Source organism: Dorea sp. OM07-5 (assembly GCF_003481355.1).
Lineage (GTDB): Bacteria > Bacillota > Clostridia > Lachnospirales > Lachnospiraceae > Dorea_D > Dorea_D hominis.
Genome location: NZ_QUKZ01000003.1, coordinates 223996 through 242733, shown reverse-complemented (window position 1 = coordinate 242733; position 18738 = coordinate 223996). Strand labels below are relative to the sequence as shown.

Genomic DNA, 18738 nt, shown 5'->3' with positions numbered 1-18738 from the left:
GCATTTTAGTATCTCTGCTTTGTGACAACCTGCACACGACACTTTAATGTCTTACCCTTGACTTTCGCGGAAATCAGACATCTGCCGGTTCTGACCGCACGCACCATTCCTCTTGGGCTGACCTGCGCAACTTTCGTGTTGCTACTGGACCATTTGGCTCTTGCCCTCGTATTATTCACGGCAAGTTTCTCATTCTGTCCTGCATACATATAGAGGCTGGTCGTATTCAGATTCGGTCTTGAAACACCCCTTGCCTTAACACCGATCCATCCACTCAGTGAAAATGTGACAACCAGCGCAATTATCAGAATACCGGTTGCAAGCTGCTCCCACCAGGTCTTATTTCCTTTCCGCATATTATTCCTCCATTTCTTACTACCCCATATAAAAATTATACTTTACTAAAGAAGCTTTCGTCAATTATTTTCAGATCATTCTTTTCTTTTATTGTATTTTTTCAGTCTTTTTTAATGCAGGCATGCGAAAAATCTGTATCAGCAGCGGAATTACCATAATAAACCAGACCAGCGGCTCCGCGAGAATCACTCCTGTATAGCCAAGCCACGGCACCAGTGTAAAAGCAATGATAATTTTCCCGATCATTTCCAGAGAACTGGACACAAGCGGTGTTACATGATCGCCAAGTCCCTGCATCGCATTTCGCAAAATACAGATGATCGTTGTCACGAAATAAAAAATGGTATTGAATTTCAAATAGTTAGTCGCATTCAGAAGCACAATTTTATTGTGCGTTCCTGTTACGAGATAGACAAGGAAATCACCGATCGTATAACTTGCGACTGCAGACATAGCCGACCAGATAAATGTATACAGAAGTGCCACTTTGATTCCCTGCTTTACACGGTCCATCTTGCCTGCGCCCATATTCTGACCGCAGTAGGTTGCCATCGTCTGCCCAAATACGCTGAACATGATCATAAACATTTCCGACAATTTTCTTGCCGCCGTGTGTGCAATAATAATTTCTTTTCCAAGCTGATTGATTGCCGTCTGCAAGGTCAGCGATCCAATATTGATAAGGGAACTCATAAATCCCATCGACAGACCGGCGCTTAACATTTCCTTTCGCATGGTCGGATTGACATGACAGAAGTCTTCCTTTGACAGGCGGAGAATTTCGTATTTGTGCATCATGTAAAACCAGCAGATGACAAATGCCAGCCCTTGTGCAAGAACGGTTGCGATTGCCGCACCTCTCACACCACTGTGCAATACAACTACGAAAAATAAATCTCCGGCGATATTTAACGCGACCGATACTGCGAGAATGATGAGCGGTGTCACAGTGTCCCCGATGGCACGCAACGCTGCCGCACAGGCATCATATAAAAAGGTTGCAAGCAACCCGGCTATGATAATAATAATGTAAGATCTTGCCATTGGCAGCAATTTTTCCGGTATATTTAAGAATTGCAGAATTTGTCGCAGAAATGCAAGTCCAAGCACAGTAAAGAATACCGAAATTCCTGTTCCAAGAACTAACGACTGGGCAAATGATTTCCGCATCTGTTCGATATCTCCGGCGCCGAATTTCTGTGCCGTGATAATGGCAAATCCATTTGACAATCCAAGCAGGAAACCGATAATCAGTCCACTTAACGTGCTTGTTGCTCCAACTGCTGCAAGTGCATTTCCTCCAAGAAAGGAGCCGACGATTCGTGTGTCGGCAAGACTGTATGTCAATTGTAGTAAATTTCCTAAAAAAATCGGTACTGCAAATGTAAATACAAGTACCGATGGTTTTCCTTTTGTTAAATCTTTCATCTTACGCTTCTTACTCTCTTTCGCTCTTTGCTTTCACTTTAATTTAAGGTTCTGTTCTTCGGATATTTTCCGGTCTATTTTAGCACACCCTTTCTGCTCTGTAAAATACTTTTGACCCTAATGTCATGCTTTTGTGGTATGATAATTCCATGAAATACGAATTGCAACACAGATTGATAAGGAAATTAATTAACATGAAAGCACAAACATTATTAAAAGCGAAAAAATATACTGGGATTCTTCCCTTTCTCTCCGGCATCTGCTGGGGCGCTACAGGAATTTTTGTCCGAACTCTGGAAAATGCCGGAGTTGATAATTTCACGATCATCAGCTGCCGTATGCTTCTCGCAGCTCTCATTACAGGCATCTGTATGCTCATCTACAACCGCTCTCTGTTCCATGTAAACCTTAAGGATCTCTGGCTTTTTATTGCGAGCGGCATGATCGGAATGACGGCACTCAGCATTTTTTATAATATTTCGGTTTCCAGCAGTTCTCTGGCACTTGCGGCAGTTCTTCTTGCCATGTGTCCGGTTTTTGTATTGTTTCTGGCGGCAATATTTTTCCATGAAAAAATCACAGGACGCAAAACCGGCTGCGTCATTCTGGCGCTCACCGGCTGCGTCCTGGTCAGTGGTGTATTTGAAAAAGGCGGACTTGCATGGTCTGTCCGCGGCATCGTCTGCGGTCTTCTCGCCTGCTTTTTCTATGCCTCATATAGCCTTGTCAGCAAACGCATGACACAGAAAAACTATCATTTCCTGACGATTACTTTTTATGGTACTTTATTTTCCGGACTGTCCATGCTTCCATTTTCAAATATGCATACTATCCGTGCTTTATGCACACCGGCTTATTTCTCCTATACCGGTATCATGTTTGTACATGCGCTGATCTCCTCTGTCCTTCCGTATGCGCTTTTCTCGCTTTCCATGCGCTATATGGAAACCGGCAAAGCTTCCATCCTCGCATCCAGTGAGCCTGCTGCCGCTATGATTTTCGGCGCAGTGCTCTACTCCGAGACGCCAAGTCTGCTCTCCGTATTGGGGCTTTGCTTTACGATCGCAGCGGTCGTGCTATTGAATGTACCGGAAAAGGATGTGAAGTAATCAATATCTATTTCTTTATATTTTTGTATTCTATAAACCTACGATTTTATCATCAACCCGAAAGATTTACACAAAATAATTTATAAAATGACCGGAGAGTCCATAGGCTCTCCGGTCGTTTTATAAATTCTCATCTAAATTACTTCATGTTATATTTTCGCAGGATTATAGTCCGGAAATCGACAAGACTCTGACCATCTACTGTTTTCAACCTGCTAGCGGATATTGTGCATGTGTATTGATTCCGTCTTAGCTTTCTTCTATTTGGCGCATGCGATTACAAAACATCAACAGAAAACTGCCTGATATTCAACTCATTATATATGATATTCTCCATTATATGAATCATTTCCTGCTGACGGGAACCTATTCTTGCATTTCTAAGTCCAATATCTTCGCAGTAATGTTTATTTGGCGAGTCAAAATAGGATTTCCCTTTTACATCATATCGCTTACCATAATTATCTTCTCACACCTGTCATATCCAAGCTGTGAACTGTTCAGGCACAACGTATAATTACTGGCTTTTCCCCATTTCTGCTCGGTGTAAAAGTTATAATTTGTCATACGTCTTTTATCTGTGTCTGTCATCATTTTGACAGCTTCCTTCTTTTCAACATTTTCCCTGTCCAAGTGTTCTTGCAAGAAGTGCATTTGTTCCCACACCTGTTCCGATTCCAACTGCTACCATGAGCATCTGAACCGGAAATACCAGTGTAAGTGCATTAAGTGCCGCCTCACTTCCTGATCTCATGTTTCCAACAAAGGCACTGTCTACAATGTTGTAAACCGCCTGCAATGCCATAGATAAGATCATCGGTATTCCCATCTGAACCATGAGCTTATTTACCGGCATCTCCTTCATCTTGTTACTTTCTGCCATTTTATAATCCTCCTTGTTTTGCGAAGCAAAATCCGAACCCCTTGGTGAGGAGAGGATTCAGCCTCCCTTTTCTGCATAAAAAAAGTGTGCACTTACCTCATAAGCTGGACTTACGCTGATAAGCTACACACTTTAAAATGCATTATATATTTTCATAATGTGCAACAGCATGCGCACAAAAAAACGAGCAGCAAAACTGGATTTACGCTAGTTTGCCACTCGTTTATAAGTTATTATATTTTTCTTTTTAAAAAATGTCAAACAAAAATTTTCTTGCATTTTTTCTCTTTTATGCATTATAATAGGCACGAAATAAAGAAACCAAGCCGGCTTTTAAAGCGTGAAATCACGAGGAACAGCTTATCCTCACCGATTTCGCGCTTATTTTTTTACCAAACAGGAGGTCACATGAACACCAAAAACAAACTGGCAGATATCTTCTGTACTTTACCAAAACAATTATTACAGCTATTCTCCGCAAGCCCGGAAATGCTGGTGCTTGGCATTCCGGCACTCAGGATTATTTCCATTTCCTTTGTATTTGCCGCTGTCACAATTTTATGCGGATACTTTGTTTCTGGATTAGGAAATGGTATGGTTGATATGAGTGCTTCTGTAGAAAATCTCTTACTGGAAGCAGACGCCCTCGGACTAGGTGCTGTCTGGCTTGGAATTGCTCCTCTGAAAGAACGAATGGAGGCTGTCCGTACAGTATTGAACGTGCCTGAAAATCTGGACGCTTTCGCTATTATTCCATGCGGCTATCCGGAAGCGGTTCATACTCAGCAGGATCGTTTTGACAAGAAGCGGATACACTATGTTTTGTAATGACAAAGGCATGAACTCCTGATAACACCTCCGTATCTTTCAATATTTTCATTGAAAATTACAGCCCCATAAAGGCTTTTTGTTCAACGAACTTTAATTTTGCAATTTGTGCAGACCGTCTGCACAAATTCTATTCTGTTTCCTTTTCTTCATTATCCTGCTGCTGAAGATAAAACATTGCCTTTTGAGTTTCAATCTCCGCTTTCAGTTCTTCTTTTGTCGGCAGGTATAATTTATACTTGGAAGCAAATAATTGTTCATTGCCGTGCATAACAGAATAACGAGCAATATCATCATCTGTATCGGAGCAAAGAACAATACCGATTGTTGGGTTATCGCCCTCACTGCGTTTCAATTCATCATACATACGGATATACATATCCATCTGTCCTACATCTTGATGTGTTATCTTCTCTGTTTTCAAATCAATAAGGACAAAGCATTTCAGTATGTAATTGTAGAATACAAGGTCGATATAGTAGTCCTGCTTCTCCGTATGAATATGCTGCTGTCTTGCCACAAAAGCATACCCCTTTCCAAGCTCCATCAAGAATTTCTGCAAATTGGAAAGGATACTTTTCTCAAGGTCACTCTCTGTAAAATCTGTATTCTGCGAAAATCCTAAGAACTCCGCAACTACCGGATTTTTGATGAACTCCAGCTTATCATTCTGATACGGTGCAGTCAGTTCCTTCATTTCACTTTCTACAAGCTCTTTTTTCTGAGTCCCCAGCATACGGTAATAATACTGAGAAGAAATGTTCCTCTGCAAAGTACGAACACTCCAAGTCTGTTCTGCGGCTTCTTTCTCATACCAGTCTCGAGCTTCAGGGTCTTTGACCTGTAATAATGTTCTATAATGCGACCACGAAAGCAGAACGCCGGATTGTCTACACGCCGTGTCGACAATTTCAGGAAAGGTTTTATAAAACTTCAGACAATGATATAAATTACTTCTATCATATCCTTTTCCATATCGCTGAGTCAGTTCTTTAGAAATTTTCTTTATTACCTCTAGCCCATACTCCGAGCGTTCATCTCCACCTAATTCTTCTTCTGCTATTCTGTAACCAATTAACCAATTTCTCTGCACGAGCAATGTATTGACAGCCTGGTATGCAGCTTTTTGTGAGGACTCAATAATCCCACACATATCATTTAAGATGTCATCAGTTTTAACAAAATTATCCATAAAACTATTTTGACCGATTTTTTCTAATTTATTCTCCATAGCCATCGCTCCTTGGAATTTCTAATTACTTCTTGAATTTATATTTTCCTTTTCCGTAACCGGATACTGGTTCAATAATATCTGCCTTTACCAAATTGGAAAGAAGTTTTGAAGCACCTGAACTTTTCAGCTCAAGAAGTTCCATAACCGCACTTCTTCCAAACACCTCATCAAAGCCAAACTTCTCAAAAAGTCTATGGATATGAATCGTCGTTTTTACCGAGAAATCACTACTTTTTTCGGAAAGTGCACTTTCAATATCCACTTTTTTATCTTGAATGTCCACTTTTTCATTCTCAATATCCACTTTTGTATCCCCAATGTCCACTTTTTCTTCGTTCAAAAGTCCACTTATATGAAGTTTTCGATTATGAAGCTCGTTTTTCTCGTTCAAAAGTAGATTTCTGAGAAACGCTTCCAGATACTCTGTTGTTTCGTGAATGCCTTTTTGCAGATTCGTATAATTTGCACGGACAAGTGCATTTCTGAAATACCACGCATTTCCCGCAAAAATATCATTGATTGCAGAGAACCCAAGCGTCTTTAAATATTTGATGAAGAACACTGCCGTTGTTCTCGTATTGCCTTCTCCGAAAATATGGATTTGCCATAACCTTGAAACAAATACCGCAAGATGATGGATAATCTCGTCCATTGAAAGTTCCTTATAGCTAAAATCTTTCTCCTGCGAAAAATCGTATTCCAGTGTAGCTCTCAGTTCGGACGCACTGCCGTACATAACGGTTGCTCCATCAAGCACCCATTCTTTCTTTGTGATGTTGTAATCTCGAATGTTTCCGGCGTGTTTATAAATCCCCTGAAAAAGTTTACGGTGGATAGAGATATACTCGTTTGGCGAAAATGAGAACGCTGTTTCAGAAAGAATTTCTGCGATACGGGACGAAACCTTATCCGCTTCTTCGGTACGTTCATCATCGGACAAATGCACTGGTCTTTCTTCATAATAACTGTCAATAAGACTCTGTGCTTCTTTCATCGTGATTTTGCCTTCAATATTCTGAATGGCGGTATCAATCAGATATTTAGATGGTTTGAGTCCGTCTACCGCCTGAAGTCCGATTGCCGTACTCCAAGCATAACCCTTATGAGCTTTATCCGGTTCAGACTCCCTCAAATATTCCTTAAACGGGTCTTTTTCCATATCCACTACCTCGCTTCATAGTCTTATAAGTCAAATCTACATTATTCGCTTTCCTGTATACCCTCATCGGCTTTTGCAATCATCTGTCTGTACTGTTCTTTCACACTTTCCGGTGCAAGTATCTGTACCTTCCTGTAAAATGCTCACTTTTTTCTTTACTATTCCATATTATCATAAAACAGCCTATCTTCCAATGACAGAAGTGCTTCTACAACAGTAAAAATCGTTTGTCAAAAAGTACACTTTCATGTAAAATACCCACCTTACAATAATCTAGCTTTTTCGAAATTTCTGCTCGATATCGAAAAGTTGATAACGGCATATTACATTCTTTTGCTGCCGTTTTTTGCTCATGGCTGAAAGAATTATTCTGCATCTGCGCTGCTGCCACCAATGCCGCACAAACACTGGTTCCTACAGCTCCTGCAAACTGTATAAGCGTATTGAAATAAGCGTAATAATCAAAACAGGAACTAAAAGTACAAAAATGTATCTCCATCCTAAAGTCTGGTTTACAATACCTCCATATGTAAGACCTAATGCTGGAGCGGTTGCTGACACCAGTGCCCCATATCCCATATAGATCCTACTTTTTCAATGGTATCTGTTCCAGAATAATACAGAATGCAACGGATATTGAATTGGCAGTGTTAAATGAAGCTGCTGACGTTACAGGACTTTCTCGTTCTGAATATATGAGAAAACTTCTGCTTCTTTCTCTTTATATTTTCATTCCTACTGTTCTTCGATATGTTCAGTCCTTGGGCAATCACAGAACGCACATGTTCATCAGCAATCGTATAAAATATAGTTTTCCCTTCGCCAATTCCTGAAATGTATGCAAACCCATAGAATATAATTGTGCCCCTTCCTCATAACGGACAAATTTCTTTCTTCCGACCTGCACCAGTTTTTCCAATTCTGGAATTTCTTTTCTGACTTTAGGCATGAAAAAACCTCCTTCCTTCGTACATAAAAAAATATCTTTCATATATACAAAAGAAGGAGGGTAAAAATACAGCCTCTGATATGCAATTTTTTTTCGGCTTTAGAGAAAAATTATGTATTATCGTTTAAATTGTAGCACGAAACGGTAATTCTTCGTTTTCCATAATCAAATCACACGCTGTCCCACCGATGATGACATATTGATTTTCAAAACCCTGAAATCTTTCCTTAAATTTTGTAAATCCGCTGACCATTACTCCTGCAACCTTCTTTCCTGCAATTCATCTACTGCTTCTTCAATTCTTTCATCGTTTGTATCTGCAAAAGACAAAACAATGGAAATATCATCAGCACTGTTATCCTCTGAAAATTGTTTCGGGCTGTATGCCCATAATTCAAGTCTTACCTGCTTATTCGGGTCTATCAATTCATCGGTTAGCAAGGTTTTATCATAATCTTTCTCACTAATTGCATAGGTAACAACTCGGCTTGGATTTAACATTGTTTTTTCAGAAAGTGCCGTTTCCCCTGCAAAGACCATATTTTCCGTAACTTGCGTCTTCTCTATATATCCTGCTTTGCGGACAGGAGTCGTCAAATATACTTTTGTTTTTTCAAATAATTCATCTCGCTTATATTTTGACTCAATAAACTTGTTGACACCGTCTTTTGCTACCAAAAACAAATCCGTCGCTTCCAACTGCTTTACTGCTCTGGTCAAGGTCATTGCTGTAAATGGAAGCACTTTTCCGGCTTCTGAAATATACAATCGTTTTTTCTTACTGTACAGATAAAATAAAAACAACTGCTGCGTGGAGTAAACAAACTTGCCCGTCAGCTTTTGGGGTTCTTTTTCATCAGAAAGCATTGTCCCAATGAAAGGAAGAAAGACCTGCTTATCAGTAATAAACGGTATATTATTTTCTATAAGGCTTTTTCTTCGATAATTTGATACCGTTGTAAGTTCAAATACGACTGGCACATTATCAACCTGCTGTATTTTTACAATTTGTTTTTTCAATGCCGGAAGTGTGGCAAGTTCTTCTGTTGGAGCAAGCATTATACAGCGTCTGTTTCCAATATATGCTGTATGAAAATCATAACTCCCTGCAATATAAACAGGCATAGAATCCTGATGATTCCATGCTTCATATTTTATAGAAATCCCGAATACGCTTGTAAACATATTTCTCGTTCTCCTTTTAACTCATTTTCTTTCATTTTAACTTTGGCAATGTTAAAAGTTAAGTTTTTGAGTTATTTTAATTTTTCTAAAATTCTTTTCTCTCACACCCTGTATTTTCCCCCTCCATCTTTTGTATATGTAAGAGGGTTTGTAGATTAGAGCAAGATCCATCCAGGTATTACCGTATCGCCATTTTATGGCTACGGCATACCTCCGGGCAAGTCTCTTGATGGGGATTCCGATTCCCCATACCCCCGTACAGACATCAAAGATATCTGTTGGCTCTCTATCAATTTGTATTTCTAAGACTAAATTCTAAAAATACCCATTTTCGGCACGCCGTCTTTCTAGGTCAGAATCATATACATATCTTTGTGACATTTTGAAAAACACATCAGCAGTCTTCGGGTACTTAATGCTTAAAAAATCTGCATTATCTTTGTAACCTTCTGCAATGTCTTTCTCTGCCCTACCTGCTGAAGGACTAAATATTCCTCTTTTATTGAACAACTCACATCTATATTCACTCAGTAAAGATTCATCCCCATATTCCTCTATAATCTGGCACACTGCTTCACATGGATAATGACCATCAGCTGTTTTAGGTGCATATGCAAACAACCTTCCTAACACATATCCAAACATTTCTTTTTGGTGATTCGAATCAAGTATCCGTATCAGTTTATCTACCCACACCTTAATCTCATCATAACTAACAGTGCCATTTTCTTCACATGGACAAAACTTTGCCATATCAAACAACCTATGTATTACCTGCGCATAATTACGAAACTCTTCTGTCTTTCTTTCTTCGGGATCATCACCATCATGTCTAAATATAACTGAGACCATTTCTGCATACATTTCAGAATCGTGCTTTATTTCCTTTTGAAAGCACTTCATATCTTCCCAGTCCAATAGATAAAAGAATGCAATCTCAATATGCGCTATCTTTGCACATTTATCTCGATCTTCAATGCATTGCTCCTGTAATGGCTTTAGTAATTCTTTTAAATAATAATCCGTCATCGAATTAATACTTCCTCGTTCCATCACATCAATCCGTTGCATTTTTTCAAGCAATTGCTCTAGTGTAAGATTTCGATTTTCATGGAATCTATACAATAAGTCCAAATACGAATTAACTGTTCCATACTGCTGGCACTCTGCCACTGCCCAATCCATATTATTAGATGAAAACCATCGAAAATCTTTCCAAAATGCATGTTTTATTTCTACTGAAGCATTATCGACTAATGGTTTCTTATCTGTATATAAAGCTTCGATTCTGAATAGTATAATTCTAAAATCATCATCTAACTCTACGCACTCACTTAATTCGTTTACATTAGTATATACATCAACTCCTCTGCGAGCTAATCCTTCAATGTATTCTATTGCCATCTCATGTTTACTCTGGCACTTATATAGTGATGCAAATACATTTTTATCAAAATTATCATCATCCCAATAATCCGACAATACTCGACCTAGATAGGAAGACTTCTCCTTCGCACAGAGCTTTGATAATAATTCCAGGCTATAATTATTTTCTTTAAACTCGTTTATTTTTTTGACAAGGAGATCTTTTGTTTTGCTTTCGTTTATATCTCTTTTGTCATCCACATCATAAGGAACTGGATCCAGAATAATACCATCATATGAGGGTCTAAATAGATATTCAAAATCATATTCTTGTTGAGTGAAGTTTATTGAATCTAGTATATCAAGCATCTCACCAATCAAATCTTCGCCCATAGCCCATTCAGCTGACGCAAAATATCGATGCTTATAAACCACTCTTCTGATGTTATTCTTGATTATCAGCCTTTCATCATCGTCCATCTGTGCAATTTCAAATAATAATTTTTCCTTAATCTTCTTTCGAATATCTGGGTCAACTTCATCATATATACTTAACAGATCATTCCACCTTTGGGGTTTAAAATCAGTTGCTTTTAAAAGAAGGTCTATATATCCCAAATTGGTGTCATACATCTCTTTTCTGGTTATTGTGTCTTCTTCCACATGATTTCTATATTTAGGTGCATGTAAGTCGCCAAAAATACTTGCATGTCCTGTTGGTAGTGCTCCAAAAATATGGTCCCATGCATTTTTATCTTTTGCTAATGCCTTAGCTGCAATTTCTATTTTGTCATTACTTTTGCTAAATGCTGAAAAATTATGCCACGTACATAGTAATTTCCCAAAGATATCCTTTGGTGAATTTGATTTGTATTCAAAAGATAAATTATCAAGATATAGAAGCCATGCATATGCACGAGATGCGTATTCTCTCTGTACAAGAAACTCCTCAACTCCCCACAAAATCTCAATATAATCATTCCTGCCGAATAAGAAATCAGATGATTGATTTTCAAACAGTTCCATTAGCCCCGTAGGATTAATTTGTTCTTCTTCTAACTTATTAAGCACACTATTCGGTGATACTTCACATAAATCAACAAAAAAGTTTGAAATATAATGCCACTGTTCTGAAGTTTGGATATATTCCAAAATTTTGCTTACTAAAGAATCTAACTGAACTTGGCAATTATTATCTTTTTTATAGTAAGCCTTCATAATAAGACTACGTAACATCCCTTTTCTTATTACTGCAGACCAAAAGAATTTTTCTCCTTTAAACTGTGCAACAAGCTTTTCTTGAGATGAATATGTGAATAGTTTTTCTGCCTCATTTATAACTTCAAAGAGAACATCCTTAAATTTATTCCAGATTTCACTATCGTTATCAACATCAATATAATCCCATGCATTTTCAGCACTTGCCAGATAATATTCCTTTGTTGAATTGATATCTACGATATGAATAAATGGATCTTCATCCTTAGCATATTCCTTTATCTCTGAAATAAAATCTTGATACTTAATGCCACTTAAGGATTCTATAACTGCCTTGTCACCATCACAGTCTGTCCATTGGCCTATCAATAATGCTGTTTCCTTAATGTTGCGATGTAATCCATTTAACCATCTAGGCTCTTTTAAATATGCTCCATTAAACAATTTCTTCTTTAACGGTATAAATAGGCCATGAGTCTCTGATACTAATTTATTGGCTTCATTTATTCCCATCCCCGCTCTCTGTAAAGATGCTGATATTGTAGAGTATGTACGTGGGCGTAAAGTTATCTCCCCTTTAATAAATGACGGAACACGTTCAGTAAATACAAATATATTAGTATTATTAGGAATGGCGACAATTTGATTTGAATAAAACCATGGTATATAAATATTTCCAGCATCCTTTATCTGAAGTAAGCTCTTCCAGTCTTCTTCATTCTTCACTATGAATATTGGACGATTTTCTCCTTGCATCCATAATTCATTTATTGTGCAATAGATAGCTTCTTCTTTGCATCGCGCTTTTATCGCTATAACTTCATCATTTTTCTTACTTTCAAGTGCTTCCCTAAATGTATCGTCATCCACATTAAAGAAGTCAAAACCTATCTTAGGATCAGTAGTTTGACGCCTGATATCTAAATCAATCGCATCAGCTGATAATATCTCTAACTGTCGACTTTGATATATCTGAAGTTCATTTCTTAATCTCTCAAATTTCTCTGCTAACTCCTTAAAGCTTTCTTCCTGCTCTGCTTTCCATTCAGCTTGATATGCACGATCATATTTGTCTGGTGCAACCACCGGAAGTTGCTCCATAATTGCAAATAGAATTGCGTTCGCATATGACAGAGCCATGCCGTGCGGGATTTCATATTCTTTCATGATTCCCATTAATGAATTGAGTAGCCTATCCTTTAATTTATATCCTGGTTCATCCTTCAATTCATTGGCCAGCTTTGTCATATTCTTCTTTGAAAGCACGTTGGCCATATCATCAAATAATTGATCTGCATCATTTTCATAATCAACAAAAAATTTACCCGTATTAATGAATAATTGTTTTATATCTTTTGCTGTTTTAACCTTCTTCAGTAGGCTTTCACTCGATGATAGAAATAGTTCCGTTCCCCCTGCTTTTGCTAGTTCTACTAATGCTGTCTCGATTATCATACTTTAGTCACTCTCCCCCTATTTAGTCAAGTGATTTTCCTTAGAAAATCAATGTTTCTTTGTTACATATCTCAGTAGAATTGAGCCATAGGTGTGGACATTCCTCTGCATCTTGTTCGGAAATAGTGGTTTTAGGGTACACTTGAATAAACGTCTCTGTTTTCCGCTATTCATGGCCTTGTGTATACCCATCCCTCTATGGCAACGCACCTCCCGTGTCTACCAGGATCATCTCTGTTTCCAGAGATCCTCACTTCCTTCGTTCCGCCTGTCCATAACCAAGGTGTCAGACTAGCTCCCTTACAGGGTCATTGCCCTCTGGAAAATATTCCTTCCGACTACTGGCTCAGGGGCCGTGCCCTCTTCATTCCAGCTGCTCTTAGTTTGGCATCTCGCCAGATTTTATTAACACCATCTGCTCCAAGTATTACGATATCTGCCGGTAATGGACATACTTTAAGCACCATCACTCCACTAATTGCATCGCAACTCCGGTAAACATCTTTGTACTCCGGAAAATAGATACTAAGCCAACGTGCAATTCGGTTTTTCACTCGTATAAGTGCTTCCTGTGTCATTACTTGAAGCCCGTATAAACTTCTAATCTCTGCATATACACCTGTAGGAATATATGGGTAATTGAATCTTCCTTCATTTACCAACGCTGCGATTGTCTTAGGATCTTTACGATCATCTTTACTTGGATTGTTATCATCCAATTCCTTTGACTTGTGTACATGGTGAGGATTCACGTGTACTGGCTTCATTCCGTTGTCCTGCAGGAATGCTCCAAGATTGAACCAATAATGTCCTGTTGGTTCCATACCAGGAAGCACAATCGTTTTGCCGAATTTTTCCTTGATGTCCTCCAACCATGCCTTAAAAGAAGCAAAACCAGCTTCATCATTGCTAAATGCGAATGGTTTCTTGGAAAATTCAATGTTTCTCCAATCGAATGCTCTTGCATAGTGGGTTTCACTACCTACATCAATTCCTACAATCAAAGTTTTTTCAGTAATAGATTTAATCTTAGCGTTCTGTGTGTTACAATTCATATGAAATACCTCTCTGTTTAATAAGATTTTTTACTAACCGTCCAAAGTCAGTAATCTTATTTTACACTGAGGTATTTTTTCTCAACCTTCTTTCTTAGGATTTCTTACATTTTAAATTATACAGGAAGCTCCCTAATCCATTTATATATCAAGGAAGGTGTGTATCCGATTTCTTCTGCCACTAATTTTACAGGCTCGCCCTCAATAAGGCAATGTTTAATTACGTCATGTTTCAATTCAGTTGGAGCTTGTCTCCAATGTTTTTGATTTGGAACATCGTAATACTCAGGATACTTTTTACGCCAATGATAAAGCATTGGTGCAGATGGATACCCTAAGGTTTGGACAACTTTGTCTGGGGATCCTGTCGCTTTCAGTAATACAAGTGCTGTCGATATTTGTTCTTGTGTGTACCTCATAACATGTCAGGCATTACACAGTCCAACTTTTCATCCGCATGCCCTTCTGCAAAGTAGAATTTACCTTTGCAAGGTGGATTTTACTTTTTCAATTCACCAAATCAGACTTTCATTTGCATATTTGTAAGATCTCCGCCGATAATCTCTCGGCACATTACACATTTCCAGATCTATGATCAGATTGTACATGTTGACTCCTTCTTTCTTAAGTATCAGTCATCGTAGTGGTTCCAGCCACCTAATATTCCAGGATTGCTGTGACCAGTTTTATGCCCTTTGTCATCATAATGATTTGCTCCACCCAATATACCAGGTCTGGTTGATCCAGTTTTGTGTCCGTGGCTGTCATAATGATTCATTCCTCCAAAGATGCCAGGTCTACTCTCACCGGTTTTATGACCATTTGTATCGTAATTGCTATATCCTCCCAAGATATTGGGTCTACTTTCTCCGACCTTTCTTCCATTCGCATCATAATGCTTGATTTCTCCAAATAATCCTTTTCTGCTGTATCCTTCTTTTTTGCTCATTTGTTCTTCCTCCTGAAATAAATTCATATCCTGTTTATTGCAGATTAAAATACGTTATTCTCTGAATAGCTCAGTAACCAAATGTGTATATTCTGGAAGCTGATCCATATATGGCTTTAATTCTTCTTTAATCTTTTTCCGTTCGTCTGAGGAACAGTCTTCTGATTTCTTCATTCTGTTCTTTTGTATACATTTCTGCTCCCTTACTCACACTTTTCTATTTTCTCTTCGATTTTCATTTTCCGATGATCTAGAATATCACTAATCATTATCAGGACTTCCGAAATAACTACTAAGAGCAACCCTGCTTTTGCAAGATTTTTTCCTTGTTCATCATCGCTTTCTTTTGCTTCTTTGGCTGACCTTGCAAGCAAATCAATTAAACTGATATTAGCCAGGCGTTGAATATTTCTGTTTATTGCTCTATTTTCATAATAGATTTTTCTCAATATCTCTTTGTTTTTCATTATTGCTCCTCATCTTTTACCAGACTCTTTTTACAAATTTTGCAGATTGTCCCAGCTGGTGTAACAAGTATTACCTTTGCATATGCAACATCTCCAATCTTGTCGTAGAGACGTCCGGCACTCATCGACTCACCAATAACAGTATAAGAGCTGTTCGCCACATACCCGATTTTTCCAAGGCCTTCATAAGTTACTTTGATTGCTTCCTTGTCATACTCATTATCCGGCTCTTTCTCCAGTCTGATTTTCGTACCCTTTTCAAGAAAATCATTTCCGAAATAATGTTTTGTTCCTGTCAGTGTGATAAATACTTTTGTCATTGTAACCACTCCTTCCTTAGAAATCATATTCATCCGGATCCAGTCCGGCATCTTCTAGTGCTTCTCTTCGTTCATCTGCATCCATAAACTCCAACTCGTCTGGATCCAGTCCCGATAATTCTAACTCCGTCTGTACGTCAGAATCGTCTTTCAGTAGTTCATTTAGGAAAGTAAATTCCATTGCACTTTCCAGTGGACTAATATTTCCATCATGGTTCAGATCAAACATACTTCCGAATATTCCTTTCATAGCAGCTCCTCCTTTAATCGTTCATGTATTCATAGTAATCGGATTCACTGGCAAACAAGATATATTTACCATCTACCAATCCCATGTAACCATCACCAGTGTTAAAACCTTTCATTGCCAACTCCTCCATTTCTTTGAATTTTATGATTTAATCTTCTTTGATGGTTACAGTGTATATTAATAGGTGGGGCATAAAAATCCCACATAATTTTCGATTTTTTTAGCAACCAGCAGTCTTTCTGGCTTCCTATCCATTTATAACCTTGTTGTTTACTGATGCTTCCAGTATAATAAAATCCATAAAGGAAATACACGCACAGCATGTGGACTTAACACCTGATAATCCTCATGTTCGGCGATATACGGGGAGGTTATTCTCATGGGGAAACAATCTACAAGAGAAAATAAAACAATTTATCAGATTTGCCGGGAAGAAGCCGGTCTTACCAGATCAGAAGCCAGCGAAAAAATGACTGCTGTTTCTGATTCTAAAATTGAAAAATTTGAATATGAAATGCAGGAACCTACACCTTACGATATTATCCAGATGGCAGACGCTTACGGGCGACCAGATCTCTGCAATTATTACTGCTCTCATAAATGCGAAATCGGTCATCGTTATGTCCCGGAAGTCGAAGTTTCTAACTTATCCAATATAATCCTGGAAACCATTGCCAGTCTAAATGAAATTAATCCTCTTACCACACGTCTGATCCAGATTGCCCGTGACGGTAAGATCAGTGATGATGAGATCAAGGATTTTGCTTTTATCAGTAACAAACTGGATGAAATTTCTCTGGCAATAGATTCTCTGAATCTCTGGGTTGATAAAACAGCCGGAGAGCAGGGACTAAACATCGAATTGCTCAGAGAAGAAAAAAAAAAACAGAAATAAGTATGAAAAAACAAGGCAGCGAACCTATTTATGGTTCACTGCCTCTTTCCTTTACATATGCTGTAACTGGTTTATGATGTATTCCGTTCTGCGGATAGCTTCTTCCACCTGATGTCTGGCATTATTGATTCGATCCTGCACCATCCAATCCACAACAAATCCATCAAAAAAATAATCTGCAAAAGATAAGAAGTCTCCAGTATTGATGTTTAAATTACAAGCCATGTTCACATCATTTAATTCTCTACTGAAATTACGAAGATCATATTTCGCCTGTTCCATATTTTGTCTGGCTTGATCCATCTTGGAGTGTTTAAACATCGTAGAAAAGAATCCACCGCCAAACATATCCACCAAGCCCCAATTTTTTGCACTGTTCAGGTTTTCTTTTGCTGTCCGAAGACTACTTAACGCACGTTGTCCTGCTTCAATCGCTTCTCGTTTCTCTTTTTCTATATCATATCCCATAATTTCTTCCCTCCTCGTATTTTTATGAGTTAGATGATATAAGTGCAATGATTCCACCGATGATCAACAATGGAAATGCAATATAAATCAGTCCGCCAACAACCATTCCTATCAAAATCACCGGGAAAAATACAACTGTACAGAGCAGCTTTAAGATTCCCCAGGATGCTTTTACACCAAATATAAAAAATTTTCCAATAAACCAGATCATGCATATAGTAAATAGTAACGATAACATATTCTACTCCTTCTGACTCCTGTTATGATTTGAATCATTCATTTTTTTGATTGTTTACTTGATATAAACTCAGATGTATTTCTCACACCGATTTTACTACTGAATTTTGGGTTCTTCTCTATTTTTTCAATCATCCGAATTAACCTTATTCTCTGTGCTGTATCCATCTGCTCACCTCATTCTAACAGTTCTGCCTTTTGATATTGTCAGTATAACCGGACAACTTTTCAAAATATATACCTAATACAAAGAATTGAACATATGTAATTCTCAATTTTCGAGGAATATTAAAAAAGACCCAGAGGAAATTCCCTGAGCCTATTGGTTATATAGCAGTATTTTTTTCAAACAGAATCAACTTAACATCTATTCCATCCAACTTCTCATTAAATTCAAAAGCTCCTTCTGCTCTTTTTCGTCCCTTCTCATCTGTCCCATAATCAAACCATTTCGCAAAATCTAAAACAACAAGTGTATTTTTTGATATAGCTGATGAACAGCTGCAATATACAAATACAGCATCGTATTTTTCATATTCGCTCTGATTTACTTCGTTGCTTCATGCCAACTTATCTCTCGTAGCCTAGCCTTATATATGATTTCTGTTCGTCAGACCAGAGATTTGCTTACAGCTTCCTTCAGATTCTACCTCGCGATAGACACCCTTGCTGTTCGGCTATACACTTCCCACTATCTGGGCATGTTCGGGACTTGCACCCGTTAGAGCGCGCCCATGGCGCGCAAACACAAAAAAGCGCCGTATTGCTACGACGCTTTTGTCTTGCTCGGAAGATGGAGCAAGGGAACGCTATTCAATTATCTGTTGTACTTTTTCTTCCTGCTTACAACCGTTTTTAGTATATCTAATGATTCCTGCTCATCATCGCATAATGCAATGTTAATTATCATTGTAACTTTCCCTCATT

Annotated in this window: 18 protein-coding genes and 4 pseudogenes; 3 read left to right on the top strand and 19 right to left on the bottom strand. The window is 38.2% G+C overall.

The window, feature by feature from the left end:
* Positions 1-5: 5 nt before the first annotated feature.
* Positions 6-356, bottom strand: a complete 351-nt coding sequence (locus DXC04_RS04525; protein ID WP_118660127.1) for an Ig-like domain-containing protein — start codon at positions 354-356, stop codon at positions 6-8.
* Positions 357-444: 88 nt separating this feature from the next.
* On the bottom strand, positions 445-1785 hold the full coding sequence (locus tag DXC04_RS04520; RefSeq protein ID WP_118660125.1) for an MATE family efflux transporter: 1341 nt from the start codon (positions 1783-1785) through the stop codon (positions 445-447).
* A 194-nt stretch (positions 1786-1979) separates the two neighbouring features.
* Between DXC04_RS04520 and DXC04_RS04515 the strand changes: the two genes are divergently transcribed.
* Complete coding sequence (locus DXC04_RS04515) at positions 1980-2894, top strand: DMT family transporter (RefSeq protein ID WP_158580445.1); 915 nt, start codon at positions 1980-1982, stop codon at positions 2892-2894.
* Between the two features lie 283 nt (positions 2895-3177).
* Here DXC04_RS04515 and DXC04_RS16175 read toward each other — a convergent pair.
* The 3 pseudogenes from DXC04_RS16175 to DXC04_RS04500 form a co-directional block, all read right to left on the bottom strand.
* Positions 3178-3348 (bottom strand): annotated as a pseudogene (locus DXC04_RS16175) (ATP-binding protein); the annotation flags it as partial.
* Positions 3333-3515 (bottom strand): annotated as a pseudogene (locus tag DXC04_RS04505) (cytidylate kinase family protein); the annotation flags it as partial. The pseudogenes DXC04_RS16175 and DXC04_RS04505, both read right to left, overlap by 16 nt.
* Position 3516: 1 nt before the next feature.
* Positions 3517-3777, bottom strand: a pseudogene (locus DXC04_RS04500) (MATE family efflux transporter); the annotation flags it as partial.
* A gap of 408 nt (positions 3778-4185) precedes the next feature.
* Between DXC04_RS04500 and DXC04_RS04495 the strand changes: the two are divergent.
* On the top strand, positions 4186-4605 hold the full coding sequence (locus DXC04_RS04495; protein WP_243112100.1) for a nitroreductase family protein: 420 nt from the start codon (positions 4186-4188) through the stop codon (positions 4603-4605).
* Between the two features lie 130 nt (positions 4606-4735).
* Here DXC04_RS04495 and DXC04_RS04490 read toward each other — a convergent pair whose 3' ends face one another.
* From DXC04_RS04490 to DXC04_RS04430, 12 genes and pseudogenes are all read right to left on the bottom strand, one after another.
* Positions 4736-5836 (bottom strand): PDDEXK nuclease domain-containing protein, encoded by a 1101-nt coding sequence (locus DXC04_RS04490; RefSeq protein ID WP_330426423.1) that lies wholly within the window; start codon positions 5834-5836, stop codon positions 4736-4738.
* A 25-nt stretch (positions 5837-5861) separates the two neighbouring features.
* A complete protein-coding gene (locus tag DXC04_RS04485; protein ID WP_118660121.1) occupies positions 5862-6998 on the bottom strand; it encodes a Fic family protein in 1137 nt (378 codons plus the stop codon).
* A 208-nt stretch (positions 6999-7206) separates the two neighbouring features.
* Complete coding sequence (locus DXC04_RS15695; RefSeq protein WP_117537686.1) at positions 7207-7497, bottom strand: hypothetical protein; 291 nt, start codon at positions 7495-7497, stop codon at positions 7207-7209.
* Between the two features lie 270 nt (positions 7498-7767).
* Positions 7768-7947, bottom strand: coding sequence for a DUF6462 family protein (locus DXC04_RS04470; RefSeq protein WP_118660119.1), 180 nt, complete (start codon positions 7945-7947; stop codon positions 7768-7770).
* A gap of 252 nt (positions 7948-8199) precedes the next feature.
* Positions 8200-9132, bottom strand: a complete 933-nt coding sequence (locus DXC04_RS04465) for a MarR family transcriptional regulator (protein WP_118660117.1) — start codon at positions 9130-9132, stop codon at positions 8200-8202.
* A 315-nt stretch (positions 9133-9447) separates the two neighbouring features.
* Positions 9448-13170, bottom strand: coding sequence for a hypothetical protein (locus DXC04_RS04460; protein WP_118660115.1), 3723 nt, complete (start codon positions 13168-13170; stop codon positions 9448-9450).
* Positions 13171-13517: 347 nt separating this feature from the next.
* Positions 13518-14225, bottom strand: a pseudogene (locus tag DXC04_RS04455) (IS110 family transposase); the annotation flags it as partial.
* 116 nt (positions 14226-14341) lie between these two features.
* On the bottom strand, positions 14342-14644 hold the full coding sequence (locus DXC04_RS15500; RefSeq protein ID WP_117537676.1) for a helix-turn-helix domain-containing protein: 303 nt from the start codon (positions 14642-14644) through the stop codon (positions 14342-14344).
* A 212-nt stretch (positions 14645-14856) separates the two neighbouring features.
* On the bottom strand, positions 14857-15174 hold the full coding sequence (locus DXC04_RS04445; protein WP_173793386.1) for a hypothetical protein: 318 nt from the start codon (positions 15172-15174) through the stop codon (positions 14857-14859).
* A 203-nt stretch (positions 15175-15377) separates the two neighbouring features.
* Entirely contained in the window at positions 15378-15641 is a 264-nt protein-coding gene (locus tag DXC04_RS04440) for a hypothetical protein (RefSeq protein WP_118660113.1), read from the bottom strand.
* Positions 15641-15961, bottom strand: a complete 321-nt coding sequence (locus DXC04_RS04435; protein WP_118660193.1) for an HIRAN domain-containing protein — start codon at positions 15959-15961, stop codon at positions 15641-15643. Before DXC04_RS04435 ends, DXC04_RS04440 begins: the two co-directional genes overlap by 1 nt.
* Before the next feature lie 16 nt (positions 15962-15977).
* On the bottom strand, positions 15978-16211 hold the full coding sequence (locus tag DXC04_RS04430; protein WP_118519743.1) for a hypothetical protein: 234 nt from the start codon (positions 16209-16211) through the stop codon (positions 15978-15980).
* Positions 16212-16590: 379 nt separating this feature from the next.
* Here DXC04_RS04430 and DXC04_RS04420 point away from each other — a divergent pair, with 379 nt between their 5' ends.
* Positions 16591-17106, top strand: coding sequence for a helix-turn-helix domain-containing protein (locus tag DXC04_RS04420; protein WP_118660109.1), 516 nt, complete (start codon positions 16591-16593; stop codon positions 17104-17106).
* 51 nt (positions 17107-17157) lie between these two features.
* Here the strand turns inward: DXC04_RS04420 and DXC04_RS04415 are convergent, their stop codons facing one another.
* Together DXC04_RS04415 and DXC04_RS04410 are read right to left on the bottom strand one after the other, a co-directional pair.
* Positions 17158-17574 carry a hypothetical protein gene (locus tag DXC04_RS04415; protein WP_055215523.1) on the bottom strand — a complete coding sequence of 139 codons (417 nt, stop codon included), beginning with the start codon at positions 17572-17574 and terminating at the stop codon, positions 17158-17160.
* A gap of 22 nt (positions 17575-17596) precedes the next feature.
* On the bottom strand, positions 17597-17812 hold the full coding sequence (locus DXC04_RS04410; RefSeq protein ID WP_055248899.1) for a hypothetical protein: 216 nt from the start codon (positions 17810-17812) through the stop codon (positions 17597-17599).
* Positions 17813-18738: the final 926 nt, after the last annotated feature.